Here is a 16028-nt window from a genome sequence, read left to right on the forward strand (position 1 = left end):
TATGATGAGTATCGTAATCTCACTCATGTATGAACTAGGAGCGCAGTATGAAGCCATTAGCGGCAGGTGCAAAAGCCCCACAATTTACGTTACTTGATGCCCAACAAAACGAGGTTGCCTTAGCGCAGTTACTGCAGCAACAACGTGTCTTAGTCTATTTTTATCCAAAAGCCATGACCCCAGGTTGCACAGTGCAGGCCCAGCAACTACGCGACCACCAACAACAATTTGCCGCCCATAACATCACCGTCGTAGGTATTAGCACGGATGCGCCGACTCGTTTAGCAAAATTCAGCGAACGTGATCAGCTCAATTTCACCTTACTTAGTGATGAAGATCATCAAGTGGCCGAAGCCTTTGGCGTTTGGGGTGAAAAAAAGTTCATGGGTAAGGTTTATGATGGCCTTCACCGCATGAGCTTTTTGATTAACCAAGATGGGACTATCGCCCATGTCTTTGATAAATTTAAAACCAAAGATCATCACCAAGTGGTCCTCGACTACTTAGCTGATGCCTAACTGTTAGCCTCTTGGTCCGCTAACTTTGTTTCAGTAGCCACGGTTGGCGGCGATCGTAAGGCGGTAATCACCGCCTTCACCAAACTAGCTAGCGGAATCGCGAAAAACACACCCCAGAATCCCCAAAATCCGCCAAACACTAAAACTGCGGCAATGATGTAAACCGGATTAAGATTCACCACCTCAGAAAATAACAAGGGCACCAACACATTACCGTCGAGCGCCTGGATCACCAGATAAGTAATCATCACCCAAGCAAACATGGCACTCCAGCCAAACTGGAACAAGGCCACCAGCATCACAGGTAAGGTAACTACGGCAGCACCTATGTAAGGAATGAGCACTGAAAAACCAACCAACACCCCGAGTAACAAGGCATAGCGCAGATCAAATAAAGTGAAACATAAATAACTCACCACACCCACTATCACCACCTCGACGGCTTTACCGCGAATGTAATTCATGATCTGTAGGTTCATTTCATCACTTACTTGAGAAATAAGGCGGCGATTATTGGGCAAGATGGCGTTGATGTGATCCAAAAGCTGCCGTTTGTCCTTAAGCATAAAGAACACCAGTAATGGCACCACAATCAAATAAATGAGGAGTGCCATGGCGCCCACGAGACGGCTAAGGGATTGGCTGAGTAAATTCTCACCAAACGCGAGCAGTTTCTCGGTGGTGCTTTGCACATAATGATTGATATTAGCCTCGCTAATGTAGCCAGGAAACATTTCCGGTAGACGGTTAAGCAATACTTTGAGTTGGCTAAGCATTTGCGGCAGCTCGGCCACTAAGGTGACCGTTTGTTGCCAAATCACTGGCACCATGAACAGCAGTAAGATGATAAAGACACCTATAAAGCCGGTATACACCACGAGTACCGAGGTTAACCGGGGCAATCCGGTTTGTAGTAGCCGCTGCACCGGCCATTCAAGCAAATAGGCTAACACTAAGGCAACAATGATAGGGGCTAGGATATCCCCGAAAAAGATAATGACAGCAAAACTAGTCACTAATAATAGGAATAAGGTAACAGCATCAGGATCTGAGAACTTGCGGGTATACCAGTCTTTTAAGTATTGCAACATGTTCAAGTTTCCTTGCTAAAAAGCCTGTTAGCGTTTGCAGTTGCTTGTGAGATATCACATGATAGCTGGGTCGGGCTAAGAGTTACAGTAGCTGAACTGAAATTCACGGAACCTTTTCAGTCAACTAGACTCATAGCTACATCATTTAAGGTAAGAAATCATGCAGTTGAAGCGTCATTTAGCACTATCTAGCAAATCAAAGACATCTCCTAAAGCAGCGCTCAAGACGAGTGCCGGGGCTTTCAGTGCGATAGCTTTAAGCTTACTTTTAAGTTTATCGGCAACCACCTCGACCCCAGTTAGCGCCCAAGACCGGCTGCCAGAGATAGGTACCGCTGGCGCAGGGGTGATGTCGATCGAGCGTGAGCTTATTTATGGTGATCTTTACATGCGACAAATACGTGCATCGGCGCCACTTATTCACGATCCTGTATTAGATGAATACCTGCATGATATGGGCAGCCGTATGGTTCGGGTTACCGACAATGTGCGTTTCCCCTATACTTTTTTCTGGGTAAATAATGACGCCATTAACGCGTTTGCCTTCTTTGGTGGGCATATTGGTGTGCATACCGGATTAATCGCTGCTGCCCGCACTGAATCCGAATTAGCTGCGGTAGTAGGCCACGAAATCGCCCACGTCTCGCAACGTCACATAGTGCGAAATATGGAGCGTATGCAGGCTAATTCCGCCACCACTATGTCAGCCTTTCTGGGGTCTTTATTATTGGCAGTGATTAACCCTACCCTAGGCATGGCGGCAATGACCACCACCACGGCTGGGGCGCAACAGGTACAAATCAACTACACCCGGCAATTTGAGCAAGAAGCCGACCGGGTAGGTATCGATATTCTTGCGCGAGCGGGCTTTGATCCAAACGGCGCGCCCGATTTCTTCGGCCGCTTAGCAGAGCAGTATCGCTACGCCACGCGCCTACCTGAGATTTTACAAACCCACCCTTATACTGAATCACGGGTGGCTGACACGCGGCAGCGAGTAGCGCTAATGCCAAGAGTGGTTAAACGCGATGAACAGCAATTCTGGTTAGCAAAAATACGAGCCGAAACCAGACATTTACGGCAAAAATCTGAAGCTGAATTGCAACGAGCTATGAGTTCTAATGTTGCTGAGTATGCAACTGCAGCTCGCTACGGTTTGGCGATTTGGTATCTCGACAACAATCAGCACCAGCAAGCAGCCGCAACGCTGGCACCTTTGCTGCAAGCAGACCCACGCAATACGTTCTATCTTGATGTGCAAACGGATATTTTATTAGGGCAAGAACGCTATGACGAGGCTTTAAGATTGCTAGAGCAAGCCTATATGCGACAGCCTAATGAACGTACCATTACCTTAAACTTTGCCAACGCCGCGGTAAAAGCGCGCAAGTTTCAACTAGCTATCGATTTACTGCGTGATTTTTTACAACGCAATCCGCAAGATATCGTAAGTTTAGATTTACTCTCTACGGCCTATCGATTGAATGGCAATATTAGTGGCATGTACGAAGTGCAAGCAGACTTGGCAGCGCTGCATGGTGCTTTCGATCAATCGATTAATTATCTCCATAGCGCTCACAAGCAAAATGCTCACGACCTCGACAAACGCCGCTTACAAGCTCGCATCGATAAACTCATGGAGCAGAAGCGGCAAGTTGACGAGCTCCGTAATTAATTCAAACCGGTGGCATTTTTCAGCGATTGAATGGTTTGCTCACCTAATAACGGTCCTTTTACTTCACCCGCTGGGGTGACAATATAAGTAGCTGGTAACGCATTCGGGGTGGCGAACGGCAAATTCGGCAAGGGCTGATTTTGAATGAGAGGAAACTCAATACTGTATTGCTCACGCAAGGCAGCTAGCTCAACGTTGTCTAAGCCATCGAAACTCACCCCGTAAAGGCTCACTTGGTCACCGTACAAATGATGAAACTCATTGAGTTCAGGCAGCTCACGTAAACAAGGCGCGCACCATTCTGCAAAATAGTTCACTACCACGTAACGTCCTTGCAGCTGTTGCCATTGCTCTGGCCCATGTTGATCTGAATGAAAATCAGCCTCAGGCTCGTTGCTACAGGCCGTTAACGTGAGTGCTAGCAAGGTTACACCTGCCAGTTGTCCTGCGCCTTTCAATAATCGACAAACCATATGCTTTCCCTTAAGCTATTGCGTAATTTACTCTTATTCTTGTTATACGTAGATTTTAGCCAAAAGGATACTCAGACATGACTACTGTCACCATCTACCACAATCCTCGTTGTTCGAAGAGTCGACAAACCTTGCAGTTGCTAGAGCAACAAGGAGCATCGATTGAGGTTGTTGAGTACCTTAAAACTCCGCTGACGGTAAGCCAGCTAGCTACGTTAGTCAAGCAACTCGGCATGGTTTCGGCGCGGGAATTGATCCGCTCCAAAGAAGCCATTTATCAAGAGCTGAATCTGGCCGCAGAAACCGACGAGCAAGCTCTACTTGAAGCTATGGTAGCTCATCCTAAGTTAATTGAGCGCCCCATCGTAGTACGCGCTGAGCAAGCTCGCTTGGGGCGTCCGCCTGAGTCTGTGCTTGAGCTACTGGCCTAAGGACGACAGCCATGGCAGATGCCAACCTAACTCAGATTATTATTTTGTATTACAGCCGTAATGGCAGTACTCAGTTACTCGCTGATGCGATTGCTGCTGGGGTTGAACAAACGGGTGCAGTTGCCCTACTCCGCACGGTCGCAGCACCAGGTGAGCCAGCCAGCGCACGTGATTTAGAGCTTAGCGCTGACGAGCTTAACCAATGTGACGGATTAATTTTAGGTAGCCCTATTCGCTTTGGTCACATGAGTGCACATTTACAGCAATTTTGGGAAACCACGGCCGGAGCTTGGTTAAAAGGTAGCTTACAAGACAAACCTGCGGCGGTTTTCACCTCTGGCAGTAGTATGCATAGTGGGCAAGAATCAACCTTGTTAGCGATGGCGGTACCTTTGTTACATCATGGCATGATGCTATGCGGTATTCCTTACACTGAGCCGGCTATTCAAACCACCCAAACCGGTGGCTCACCTTACGGTGCCAGCCATGTTGGCCATGCTGCAACGGCGTTGAGTAAGGACGAATATGCCTGTGCTATTGCGCTAGGCCGGCGCGTTGCCAGCCTCGCTATTACATTAAAAGCGGCGGCTTAAGCCCATCTCTTGACGGTCAAACAACGGTGAGAATTCTATGACGAACGATGCTAACTCCAGTAAACCTATTGCCTCTGCTGAAACCATTCGTACGTTTCGGGTTATGGCTTTAACTGGCTATATCGGATTATTATTGTTTATGGTGCTGTGGCAACTGTTTTACACCCAAACCAGCGAGCTCAGTTTGACCTTTCGGTTGCTGTTTTGGGTACTACCCTTGCTGTTTGCTGCGCCCGGTATCATTCGCGGCAAACCATACACGCATGCGTGGGCCAACTTCATTTTGATGTGGTATTTTTTACATAGTTTAACGCTGTTGTGGGTAGCTACCGAGGCTAAATATCTAGCGGTAGCAGAGCTTGTTTTAACTTGTATTGCGTTTGTTGGCTGCACCGGCTACGCCCGCACTCAAGGCCGAGCTCAGGGCTTAGGGCTGAAGAAACTCAAAGACCAAACTTAAATACCCAAGACATGTTTGACAAACGGCGTGGTTAGACGCCGTTTGGCGACAATCGATGCTCTATCTAGTTGCTTCAAGCAGGCCATCAACGTACGCATATCACGCCCCAAGCGCTGCACCATAAATTGCGCAGTATCTGCACTTAAATGCAAGCCTAAGGTTTTTGCTCGCAGCTGCAGCGCTTGCGCTTTGTCGCCATCACTTAAGCTTTTCAGTTGCAGTGCCACACCCCATTGTAGCCGCGAATGCACATCGGCCAAGGCCACTTCTAATGCAGCAGGCCCGGCATGCGCCGTCACCAATAATCGCGACGCCTGCTGCGGCTGTTGTACTTGTTGATCGCGACAGCGATTCAACAAGGCAAATAGCTCGTAGCACCAATCAGGATCATGGCTTACGCTATCAATATCGTCGAGACAGATTAACTTGTAGCGCTCTAATCCTTGCAATACCTGCGGTTGCACTTGCCCATAAAGTTCGCGCAACGACACGTACATTAAAGGTTCTTGCGTTTCTGCACAGATGGCATGTAATAAGTGGCTCTTACCCACGCCATGAGCACCCCACAAGTATAGTAAGGTGTCGGTGTGCGTAAGCGCCAGCGCTAGCGCATCCTGATTATCTCCCACCACAAAGGTCGCAAAAGTCTCATCATCAGGAAGCTGAATAGCAAGAGGTAATTGGGCTTGCGTCATTCGTTACCAACCCAACGATACACCGGCATCGGCGGTGTTTTTGGTGGTTGTTCTGGCTTCTGTGGAGCCAAGAAACGTTCGCGATAATTGGGCTGCGCTGGCTCAGTCTCTTGCCCGGGCACCGAAACCGGTCGCATCTGCTTGGATAGATCGATAGCCTGCAGTATTTGGCCAGGATTGGTTTGCAGCAATAAATTAAATTGTGCGGTGTGATCGCCATAAGCCTCAAGTTGCACATTAGCCACCGACGGTAAGGCTAACAAGAATTGCTCGGCGGCGATAGCCTGCGTTAACGAGGTGACATTTTGTACCTGTAGTTGCCATTGTTGGGTGCTACCTGCATGGCTACTGATCCGGTATCTTTGTGCCAATTGTGCCGTTACATCACTAATAAAAAGCTGAGCTAATTGCACTTGTTCGGAACTACTCACCTCGCCCCGCCAACGCAGCTCGCCTAATTGTAAGACCCAATCAAGTACCCATTGCGGGGCTGACTCGGCGGCTGCTGCAGTTGCGGCATCGCTGGGGGTTGGTTCGGCTTGGTATACGCGAGCGGTAATAACTCCGTCTGGGCTATAACGACTACTGGCAAAAGCTAAGGTATCCTCAAACCGTGCCCACACGTCAAGCACACTTATTGACATGCTGTCATTTAGGTCTAATAAGGGCAACTTAATGGGTAAACCGCGAGTCTGTGCGTGAGTCACCAACTGCTGCATGAACTCGCTAGCCTCGTGATTATCGCCACTACCGAGTAACCGGCGCCGTAAGTTGAGGTCTTCATAGACGGTCCAAATTAACAACTCCGGGCGTAAATTACTCCATACGCCAGAACCCGCTTCTTGTAACAAACGGTCTATTTGCGGTTGGTCAAATTGTACCCATAGCTGTAACTCCTGCGCTGGAGCTGGACTTGTATCATCATTACTAAGGTTACTGGAGTTACTTTTTGGCTGGGTTACTGCAGGCGCTTGCCGATAACCATACTGCACCACAAATTTACTCACATTTTGCAATGCCGATTGCACTAAGTCGTGGGATAACACCTGCTCGTCGCCAGAAACTTTTAATAAGGTATAGGTGAGTGCTTCACGCAACGCTTGGTTACGTTGTGCCACCGATTGGTCATTCACGGCGATTTCCGCCTGATACATGCGGGTCAACTCAAGTGCCGCCTGGACCGGCGCTGGCGTAGCTGCCACTAAGACCAGTGCTAGCGTCAATGCCAGCCATAGGGGTTTCATCACTGCAGCGATCATAGCAACCTCAGATAAGAACAATAGGTGCATCATAAACAGCCTACGAACCAGGAGCAAGTAACAAGCTGTGGATAACCTCTTGACGTTTCCGAATTTTTCACAACGTGGTAAACTTTCCATCATTGCCGCCCAAAAATACACCGCAACGCACAAGGATTGCCGCCATGTTAAAACAACAACTGCGCGCTATTAGCTCTCTGCTGACCAGCATTACCCTAATTGGTATTTGTACCGGCATGACCAGCACCTTGTTGAGTTTGCGCGCTACCATTGAAGACTTCGGCACCCTCACCACCGGGGTGATCATGTCAGCGTATTTTATCGGCTTCTTATTTGGCACCACGCGGGCCCCGAAAGATATTCGGCGGGTTGGCTACATTCGCGCTTTCGGTGGCTTAGCAGCCTTAGCCGCTGCCTCAATTCTAATTCAAGCCATTTGGGTTAATCCGGTAGTCTGGTTCCTAATGCGCTTTTTGACCGGTTTTGCTATCTCTGCCATCTTTGTGATCGTGGAAAGCTGGCTTAACACCATGGCTGACAATAAAAACCGTGGCACCTTGTTGTCGGTATATTTAGTACTTATTTACGGTGGTTTAGTGGCTGGGCAATTAATTCTCGGGGTTGCTGACCCGGCTGGGTTCCTTGCCTTTGCGATTGTTGCCCTGCTGATCAACTTAGCGTTGATCCCGATCTTAATCAGCGTGACTGTTGAACCAACCACCCACGAAGCCAAGAAAGTGCCCATTCGCTCATTATTGAAGGTAGTGCCTTTGGGCATGGTCAGTGCTTTTATCATGCAAGCTTGTTATGCCATGTTCTATGGTATCGGCCCGATGTACGCCACCTATATCGGCTTAAGCGTAGGGCAAGTGTCGTTATTTATGGCCGCCTTTATTTTAGGCGGCATGTTGGCACAGGCACCAATAGGCTTGTTATCAGACCACATCGATAGACGCTTTATTATGGCTGCCTGTGCTGGTACTGCCGCCATCATGGCCTTTGTGTTATCACAATTGGGTTCAGAAACGGTGTGGTTAATCTATTTATGTGTAGGTTTGTTTGGCGCTTGCGCCCTGCCACTCTATTCTCTCGGCATGGCTCACACCAACGACTTTTTAGATAAAGACCAAATGGTTGGTGCAACTGGGGCCATCATTAAAGTAGGTGGCATGGGTTCTATTATAGGCGCGCCATCGGTGGCAGCATTGATGCAGTTTGGTGCGGTAGATTACTTCTTTTTATTGATTATGGTGCTCACCAGTATTGTCTGCGGCTACTCACTCTATCGTGTGACTCGCCGTGCCAAACCTGAAGACCAAAGTCACAGTGCTTACGCGATGTTAACCCCGACCCAAACCTCCGATGAATTGCTCACCAGCTTAGCTGATGAGCAAGAGTATCAAGACGACGAAGCTGCTGCGGGGCGTTAACCCTGCAGCCAGCTATGCACCAGTTGCTGAGCTTGGCTGGTCATTTCAGCAAGATGTTCAGCGCTGACAAAGCTCTCACAATAGATCTTATACACTGGCTCAGTACCTGATGGCCGAGCTGCAAACCACCCATTGGCTGTGGTGACTTTAACCCCGCCAATAAGGGCACCGTTGGCCGGTGCTTTGGTGGTAATATCTAGCACACTGTCACCTGCTAGCTCAGCAATCTTTAGCTTATAGGCACGAATATCACCAAAAGCGGCATTCAGCTCGCTCGATGAACTGACATCCACGCGTTGATAATAACTGGTACCATGCTTGGCACAGAGTTCATCGTAATGTTGGCTAGGGTTACGCCCTGTTACCGCACAAATCTCAGCCGCCAATAGCGCTAAAATGATACCGTCTTTATCGGTGGTCCAAGCTTGCCCTTGCTTGTCTAGAAAAGTTGCACCGGCACTTTCTTCACCGGCAAATGCCGTGATGCCCTGATGCAATTCTTGCGCAAACCATTTAAACCCAACCGGCATCTCGCGCAGCTCACGTTGATGCGCAGCGACGACACGATCAATCATTGCACTAGATACCAAGGTTTTACCAATAGCCAGAGTTGACGACCATTGGCGCTGTGAACACAAATAATCAATCGCAACAGCTAAATAGTGGTTAGGATTCATCAATCCATGGGTGGGCGTTACTATACCGTGGCGATCATAATCAGGATCGTTACCTACGGCGATATCATAGTTATCTTTGTATTTTAATAAGGACGCCATAGCATAAGGAGACGAACAGTCCATTCGAATTTTGCCGTCTTTATCAAGGCTCATAAACCGGAAACTAGCATCTACTGCGGCGTTATGAACCTCGATGTCTAAGCCGTATTGCTCTGCAATTAAGGCCCAATAACTTGCGCCAGCACCGCCCATCGCATCCACGCCAATCCGAATCTTTTGCTTGGCGATAGCTTCCATATCAATCACTTCAGGCAGACTATCTATGTACGCCTGGCGCCAATCCACTTGCTGCAGTAAGCGACTAGCTCGTACCTCAGCATAGGACACGGCTTCTACGCCCAAAAGCTCCGATGATAATAACGCATTCGCATATTTTTCAATGACTTTAGTTGCATCAGTATCGGCAGGGCCACCATGTGGAGGATTGTATTTGAAGCCGCCATCGGTTGGTGGATTGTGCGAAGGAGTAATCACCACTCCGTCCGCTAGATCGCGAGTACGACCGCGGTTATAACGCAAAATTGCATGACTGATAACCGGCGTTGGCGTGTAGCCATCATCGGCTTGAACCTGTACTTCAATGCCATTACCAATAAAAACTTCTAGGGCCGTCATAAATGCGGCTTCAGACAAAGCATGGGTATCCCGCCCCACCAATAATGGCCCAGTAATCCCCTGCTCTTCACGATAGCGCACCAAGGCTTGGCTGATAGCTAGAATGTGTGCCTCATTAAAGGAGCAGTCTAAGGCACAACCACGATGCCCTGAAGTACCGAATTTTACCTGTTGCGCTGGATCGCGAGGGTCCACATCATTGACAAAATATGCGCTAACTAACTGCGCAATATTGGTCAAATCTTCTGCTTGTGCGGGCTGTCCGGCCCGTGCATGTATCGCCATTATAAAAAGTCCCTGATTTTTTCTGCCTGTTGCTCGCTGTAACCTAACTCAAGTGCCACCTGCGTTAACATCGATTTCTTGCGGGTGGTGTTATTATTAGTCACCACGTAATAAGGTGCATCCGGAATCTGCTTGGGATTAGTGCTGGTGCCACTGGCCGCTAATTCAGCTTCAGATTTCGCAAAATATTGGCGGTCGCGACCGCTAATCTGCAGCACTTGGTCAAACTGCTTAGCGTGGCATTTATAAAGCATACTAAGAATATAGAGAAAGCGTGCTACAACGCTGCGTTGCCCGGCTAAATCGGCTCGGGTCATCACATCAAAAATCTGCCGACCGGCTGGCGTAGATACCTTTTCCGTGCGCTCACTGGCGTTCACAATCGCTTGTTGTGTGGTTGGTGGCTGAGCAACTACCGGTGCTGCAGTGGGCTGTTCGCTACCAGCCTCGGTGGTACTGGTGGTAGCTACTACCGCAGGTAAATTTAGCAGCCGCCGTAAAATAGCCGAAGCACTCTCGCCAATATGCAGTGTATGACCGGCAATAAATCGGTATAATTCGTCATCAATTTCAATGCGTTTTGTCATTACCCGTTCGCTTCTTTTAAGTTGTGGGTGGTTTTACAAGGTTCACCAAAACGCTATTATACCCAAGCAACGCCAAGGGTACAGGAATTCAACATGAGTAACGCACAGATTCTTAATTTTGAACAGCTCGGCCCGTCACCAGATGCAGCTAAGCAGCAGGCCCCCGTGGTGCTATTGCATGGTTTGTTCGGCGATTTAGATAACTTAAAAAGTTTAGCAAGAGAATTAGCCGAGCATTATCCAGTGCTGTTAGTTGATGCTCCTAACCACGGTGATTCTCCTGAATTTGCTAAGATGGATTATGCCAGCATGGCAGCAGCCCTCGCTGCCACTTTAGACCATTTGCAATTACACCAAATACATGTGGTCGGGCATTCGATGGGCGGTAAGATTGCGATGGAGTTCGCTCTAACTTATCCCGATAGAACCCTTAGTGTCATAGCAGCGGACATCTCTCCTGTAGCTTATGATCCGCGCCATCGGCATATTCTGGAAGCTCTTACTAGCGTGGATTTAGACGCCGTGACTAACCGTCAAGATGCCGATCGCCAGCTAGCTAAAAGTATTGACAGCCGTGGCGTAAGGCAGTTTTTACTAAAGAATCTGCGACACACTGACACAGGCTATCAGTGGCGGCTACCGTTAGAGCGCTTGGACACCTGCTACGATGCGATTTCTGGCGCCGTTCGCGACGGTCACTATGAAGGCCCGATTTTGTTTATCAAAGGTGGCGATTCCGATTATTTATTAGCGCAACACGAGGACGAAATTCGTTCTCGTTTCAGTAACATAGAGATGAAAATCATTGAAGGTACTGGGCATTGGCTGCATGCTGAAAAGCCACGTATTTTCAACCGTCTGGCGCTTGCATTTATCCAGCAACATTCTCGCACCTGAGCCGGTTGCATGCTATAATCAGCGCTTATTTTTCCGGCCTAATGAAATGGTGTTGCTGTTATGTTGTCAGAACATTACGAATTGATTGAAGCGCTTGCGACGAATTTTGCCATTGCTGTTTTGTTTTTGCTGATCGGCTTAGCTATTCAAGACGTTTTAAATAAAGGCAACGTGCCCAAGTATGGCCGCTGGTTTGTTTGGTTAGTTTTGTTTTTAGGTTGTGCTGGCTTTATCGCAAAAGGCATTATTCAAGCCTTTTGGGAAGCGGGCATGTAATACACAGTTAAGTAGGTAGTAACGAATTTATGGCTAGTGTTGGTATTTTCTTTGGAAGTGACACCGGTAACACCGAAGCTGTTGCACAGATGATTCAAAAAGAATTAGGTAAGAACCTAATTGATGTATTTGATATTGCCAAATCCAGCAAAGAAGACATCGCCTCATACGACCTGTTAATGTTCGGTATTCCAACATGGTACTACGGCGAAGCCCAATGTGATTGGGACGATTTCTTCCCTGAATTAGAAGAAATTGATTTCAACAACAAACTGATTGCTATTTTTGGTTGTGGCGACCAAGAAGATTACGCTGAGTATTTTCTTGATGCCATGGGAACCGTGCGCGATATCGTTGAGGCACGTGGCGGAATTATCATTGGCCACTGGTCGACCGCAGGATATCAATTTGACGCCTCACGTGCTTTAGTTGATGATGACCACTTTGTTGGGTTAGGCATCGACGAAGATCGTCAGCCTGAACTCACTAAAGAGCGCGTGCAACAATGGTGTGCGCAAATCCGTACAGAGATGGGCTTAGACCAACTCGCCTAACTAAGCGATGTAGAGACATGAGCAGCAAAGACGAATTACAACTGAAAAAAGCCGGACTAAAAGTAACTTCACCACGGATTAAAGTGCTGGAGATACTCAAAAACCCGGCTAATCAGCACGTAAGTGCTGAAGACGTGTATAAGATCTTGTTGGAGAAAAACGAAGAGATAGGTTTAGCTACCGTGTATCGCGTTCTCAACCAATTTGATGATGCAGGTATTGTAAGTCGTCACCATTTTGAAGGCGGTCGCTCACTGTTTGAGCTAAGCAATAAAGACCACCACGACCATCTGGTCTGTTTAACCTGTGGTCATGTTTTTGAATTTGAAGATGAAATGATTGAACAGCGTCAACGTGATATTGCTACCGCACATAACGTTAAACTGACCAATCATAGCTTGTATTTGTATGGTGAATGTCAGTCACCAGATACCTGCGAAAACAATCAAAGTAGCGAATAATCCTACCTAGATACCGATGCTACCAGTGTAATACTGGTAGCATCCTCACGCAAAAAGAGACCACAGCCGTTGATGAGTTTTTCTGATTTAGGCCTAGCGCCAGAAGTTTTAAGTGTTCTTAACGAACAAGGTTATACCAGCCCTACCCCCATCCAACAACAAGCCATACCTCCTGTGTTAGCAGGCAAAGATGTGATGGCTGCAGCACAAACAGGAACCGGCAAAACCGCTGGTTTTACTTTACCTATCTTAGAATTACTCAAAGATGGTGAGCGCGCACGCTCAAACCATGTGCGTGCTTTAATTCTGACCCCTACGCGTGAACTTGCCGCTCAGGTGGCAGAAAGCGTAGCTACTTACGGTCGAAATCTGAGTTTATCCTCTGCCGTAGTGTTTGGCGGCGTGGGTATCAACCCACAGATGATGAAACTTCGCAAAGGCGTCGATATCCTCATTGCTACCCCAGGTCGGTTATTAGATTTATTTCAACAAAATGCCGTCAAATTTAATCAGCTTGAGATTTTGGTGTTAGACGAAGCAGACCGTATGCTAGACATGGGCTTCATTCATGACATCAAGAAAATCTTAAGGATTTTACCGAAAAAACGCCAAAACCTGCTTTTTTCAGCGACGTTTTCAGACGAAATTAGAGCGCTAGCAAAAGGTTTGGTGAATGATCCTGTAGAAGTTTCTGTCGCCCCTCCAAACACTACGGCTGAGCGAGTCGAACAATCCATCTATGGTGTTGAACAAAACCAGAAGACGCAATTGTTGGCGCAACTCTTGCGTGAACGCAATACACCGCAAGTGTTGGTCTTCACTCGTACCAAGCACGGTGCTAATCGATTAGTGAAGCAATTGGATGGGCATGGCTTTTTGGCTGCCGCCATTCATGGCAATAAAAGCCAAGGTGCCCGTACCAAAGCATTGGATGACTTCAAAAATAATCGAGTACAGGTATTAGTTGCTACCGATATAGCTGCACGTGGTATTGATATCGATTTACTACCACTGGTAGTAAACTACGACTTACCTAACGTTGCTGAAGACTACGTGCATCGTATTGGCCGTACGGCACGTGCTGGTGCTAGTGGCCATGCCTTAAGCTTAGTGAGCCCGGAAGAAGTGAAACAACTCAAGGCTATTGAGCGGTTAATTGATCAAAAACTTGAACGTATCAGTGCGCCTGGCTACCAACCGGTTGATTTAAACAAAGGTCGGCCGGCTCCTAAAAAGCCAGCCCAGCAACCTAGCCAACGTCGGCATCAGCCTCGTCGTCAGCCCAAATAACACAATTACGCCCTTTGTTTTTACCAAAATAAAGGGCGTGATCGGCTCGATACAACACACTATCCTTGTCGTCATCCACATGCACGTTGGTTAAACCAATGGTTGCCGATACTCGATAAGGCTGCTCTGTCCCTGTGCTAGGCACAAATTCTAATTCATTGACTAAGATTCGAATTGCATTAAGGCGACGCTTGGCATCTGCCGCATTAGTACGGTGCAGTAACAATCCAAACTCCTCGCCGCCAGTACGAGCGAAGATATCACCGGGGCGTAATTGCTGTTGCATGAATTGAGCTAAGCGACATAACACCGCATCACCTTCGGCGTGCCCGTAGTTGTCGTTAATCTGTTTAAAATAATCAATATCAAAGATAGCTACAACGGCTTGGGTAGAAGGCGTAAAGCGCACTACCAACTGCTCAAGTTGCTGCATAAAATAGCGCCGATTATAAACCCCTGTTAATTCATCAGTAATGGACAAGCGTTCAAGCTCTTGCTCATAAATTTTTTGTTCCGTGATATCTCGCACTGTCCCGATCAGAATGTCTTCATGGATAAACTGGTTATAGTCAGCTAACTCGTGCACCCAACGAACACTGCCATCGGTGCGAACAATCCGATGCACGACATCGTGTGTGCCGAATTTTTTTGCCTGTTGCTCACTGGCTAACACCAACGCTAAATCGTCTGGGTGAACAGCTTGCTGAAACAAACTAATACTAGGTTTTACGGTATCTTTATCGAGCCCAAAAATCTCATAAATTTTATCTGACCAATAGAGCTCACCGGTCGCAAAATTCGCTTTCCAATAACCCAACTCGGCTATTTCTTGGGCTCGTTTTAAGGTGATTCGGCTTTCTTCCAGCTCTAACTCACGTTGTTTATCTAACGTGGTATCCACGATCTGACCAAACCAGTGATACACGCCTTCGGCATCCAGTTCTGGCATAGCGTTACCGGCCACCCAACGGGTTTGTTCTCCTCGTATAATACGATACTCGCAAAACCAAGGCTGTAGACTTTCGGCTGATTGCTGAATGCTACTGCGTACTCGTTCACGATCGGCAGGATGAATGGCCTCAAACACGGCACTGCCATCGGCGCTAACAACGTCCGCATCAACACCATAAATAGCTTTGATACCCGCACTGGCGTAAGGAAAACACATACGCCCATCAGGATACATAGAAAACTGATAGATAACCCCAGGGACAGTACTAGCTATTCGCTCCAAGCGATGATGGGCCATCACTGTGTCTGTGATATCAATCCAGACTCCGGTGAGCCATTCAGCTTGCCCTTGCCGATCGTGACTAATCACCGATACTGTGTCGCGAATGGTACGCACTTGACCATTCGCAGCTGTCACCCGAAAGATCACATCAGCATGCTCAAGATCGCCAGCCCACAATTGTTGCATCACAGCCACAGCCGAATGACGACACTCTGCATGCATCGCTTCCAATAATAACTCAAAAGGATAGCTTTGTTCTCGCTGCCATGACTGGCCTAACAACTCAGCTAGGACCGAGTTGATGAACATCTTCATGCTGGGACGATGTAACTTCCAAGTCGCTATTTTTGAACGCGTCATAATGGTCTCAAGCCATTGCAACTGCTCACGTACTTGGGCATCACTTAAATCGGGGTATGAGTTTTTCGGTAACGGCATTAACAAACAATCCCTGCTATTTTACTAGC

18 protein-coding genes are annotated in these 16028 nt (G+C 47.7%); 11 read left to right on the plus strand and 7 right to left on the minus strand.

Annotated elements, in window-relative coordinates; all coding sequences use genetic code 11:
• Positions 1-47 precede the first annotated feature (47 nt).
• Positions 48-518 (plus strand): thioredoxin-dependent thiol peroxidase, encoded by a 471-nt coding sequence (gene bcp, locus AB8S08_RS07640; RefSeq protein WP_369742386.1) that lies wholly within the window; start codon positions 48-50, stop codon positions 516-518.
• Here the strand turns inward: bcp and AB8S08_RS07645 are convergent.
• The gene (locus AB8S08_RS07645) at positions 515-1609 is read right to left on the minus strand and encodes an AI-2E family transporter (RefSeq protein WP_369742387.1); all 1095 of its coding nucleotides are present in this window, start codon (positions 1607-1609) and stop codon (positions 515-517) included. The two genes, bcp and AB8S08_RS07645, sit on opposite strands and share 4 nt — an antisense overlap.
• Positions 1610-1769: 160 nt before the next feature.
• Between AB8S08_RS07645 and AB8S08_RS07650 the strand changes: the two genes are divergently transcribed.
• On the plus strand, positions 1770-3284 hold the full coding sequence (locus AB8S08_RS07650) for a M48 family metalloprotease (RefSeq protein ID WP_369742388.1): 1515 nt from the start codon (positions 1770-1772) through the stop codon (positions 3282-3284).
• On the opposite strand, the gene AB8S08_RS07655 is transcribed toward AB8S08_RS07650, so the two are convergent.
• Positions 3281-3757 carry a TlpA disulfide reductase family protein gene (locus AB8S08_RS07655; RefSeq protein ID WP_313932187.1) on the minus strand — a complete coding sequence of 159 codons (477 nt, stop codon included), beginning with the start codon at positions 3755-3757 and terminating at the stop codon, positions 3281-3283. The two genes, AB8S08_RS07650 and AB8S08_RS07655, sit on opposite strands and share 4 nt — an antisense overlap.
• 77 nt (positions 3758-3834) lie before the next feature.
• On the opposite strand from AB8S08_RS07655, the gene arsC reads away from it, so the two are divergent.
• Genes arsC through AB8S08_RS07670 form a run of 3 tightly spaced genes read left to right on the plus strand, consistent with a single transcriptional unit; the run spans position 3835 to position 5241 of the window.
• Positions 3835-4188 (plus strand): arsenate reductase (glutaredoxin), encoded by a 354-nt coding sequence (gene arsC / locus AB8S08_RS07660; RefSeq protein ID WP_369742389.1) that lies wholly within the window; start codon positions 3835-3837, stop codon positions 4186-4188.
• Positions 4189-4199: 11 nt separating this feature from the next.
• Positions 4200-4781 (plus strand): flavodoxin family protein, encoded by a 582-nt coding sequence (locus AB8S08_RS07665; protein WP_110075310.1) that lies wholly within the window; start codon positions 4200-4202, stop codon positions 4779-4781.
• Between the two features lie 37 nt (positions 4782-4818).
• Positions 4819-5241 carry a DUF2069 domain-containing protein gene (locus AB8S08_RS07670; protein WP_369742390.1) on the plus strand — a complete coding sequence of 141 codons (423 nt, stop codon included), beginning with the start codon at positions 4819-4821 and terminating at the stop codon, positions 5239-5241.
• On the opposite strand, the gene hda is transcribed toward AB8S08_RS07670, so the two are convergent.
• Positions 5238-5936 (minus strand): DnaA regulatory inactivator Hda, encoded by a 699-nt coding sequence (gene hda, locus AB8S08_RS07675; protein ID WP_110075311.1) that lies wholly within the window; start codon positions 5934-5936, stop codon positions 5238-5240. The genes AB8S08_RS07670 and hda overlap by 4 nt on opposite strands.
• A complete protein-coding gene (locus AB8S08_RS07680) occupies positions 5933-7228 on the minus strand; it encodes a DUF2066 domain-containing protein (protein WP_369742391.1) in 1296 nt (431 codons plus the stop codon). The genes hda and AB8S08_RS07680 overlap by 4 nt, the downstream gene beginning before the upstream one ends.
• Positions 7229-7359: 131 nt before the next feature.
• Between AB8S08_RS07680 and AB8S08_RS07685 the strand changes: the two genes are divergently transcribed.
• A complete protein-coding gene (locus AB8S08_RS07685; protein ID WP_110075313.1) occupies positions 7360-8625 on the plus strand; it encodes an MFS transporter in 1266 nt (421 codons plus the stop codon).
• On the opposite strand, the gene pgm is transcribed toward AB8S08_RS07685, so the two are convergent.
• Both pgm and seqA read right to left on the minus strand, forming a co-directional pair.
• Positions 8622-10262 (minus strand): phosphoglucomutase (alpha-D-glucose-1,6-bisphosphate-dependent), encoded by a 1641-nt coding sequence (gene pgm / locus AB8S08_RS07690; protein WP_369742392.1) that lies wholly within the window; start codon positions 10260-10262, stop codon positions 8622-8624. The two genes, AB8S08_RS07685 and pgm, sit on opposite strands and share 4 nt — an antisense overlap.
• Positions 10262-10849 carry a replication initiation negative regulator SeqA gene (gene seqA / locus AB8S08_RS07695; RefSeq protein WP_369742393.1) on the minus strand — a complete coding sequence of 196 codons (588 nt, stop codon included), beginning with the start codon at positions 10847-10849 and terminating at the stop codon, positions 10262-10264. Before seqA ends, pgm begins: the two co-directional genes overlap by 1 nt.
• 93 nt (positions 10850-10942) lie before the next feature.
• On the opposite strand from seqA, the gene AB8S08_RS07700 reads away from it, so the two are divergent.
• The 5 genes from AB8S08_RS07700 (at position 10943) to AB8S08_RS07720 (ending at position 14327) form a co-directional block, all read left to right on the plus strand.
• Complete coding sequence (locus AB8S08_RS07700; RefSeq protein ID WP_369742394.1) at positions 10943-11746, plus strand: alpha/beta fold hydrolase; 804 nt, start codon at positions 10943-10945, stop codon at positions 11744-11746.
• A 60-nt stretch (positions 11747-11806) separates the two neighbouring features.
• Positions 11807-12022 (plus strand): DUF2788 domain-containing protein, encoded by a 216-nt coding sequence (locus tag AB8S08_RS07705; protein WP_110075317.1) that lies wholly within the window; start codon positions 11807-11809, stop codon positions 12020-12022.
• A gap of 29 nt (positions 12023-12051) precedes the next feature.
• Complete coding sequence (gene fldA, locus AB8S08_RS07710) at positions 12052-12576, plus strand: flavodoxin FldA (protein WP_110075318.1); 525 nt, start codon at positions 12052-12054, stop codon at positions 12574-12576.
• Positions 12577-12593: 17 nt separating this feature from the next.
• A complete protein-coding gene (gene fur / locus AB8S08_RS07715; protein WP_110075319.1) occupies positions 12594-13037 on the plus strand; it encodes a ferric iron uptake transcriptional regulator in 444 nt (147 codons plus the stop codon).
• Positions 13038-13109: 72 nt separating this feature from the next.
• Entirely contained in the window at positions 13110-14327 is a 1218-nt protein-coding gene (locus AB8S08_RS07720; RefSeq protein WP_110075320.1) for a DEAD/DEAH box helicase, read from the plus strand.
• Here the strand turns inward: AB8S08_RS07720 and AB8S08_RS07725 are convergent.
• Positions 14287-15999, minus strand: a complete 1713-nt coding sequence (locus AB8S08_RS07725) for a diguanylate cyclase domain-containing protein (RefSeq protein ID WP_369742395.1) — start codon at positions 15997-15999, stop codon at positions 14287-14289. The two genes, AB8S08_RS07720 and AB8S08_RS07725, sit on opposite strands and share 41 nt — an antisense overlap.
• Positions 16000-16028 lie beyond the last annotated feature (29 nt).

It is taken from the genome of Pseudidiomarina sp. PP-1MA (assembly GCF_041200125.1).
Lineage (GTDB): Bacteria > Pseudomonadota > Gammaproteobacteria > Enterobacterales > Alteromonadaceae > Pseudidiomarina > Pseudidiomarina fusca.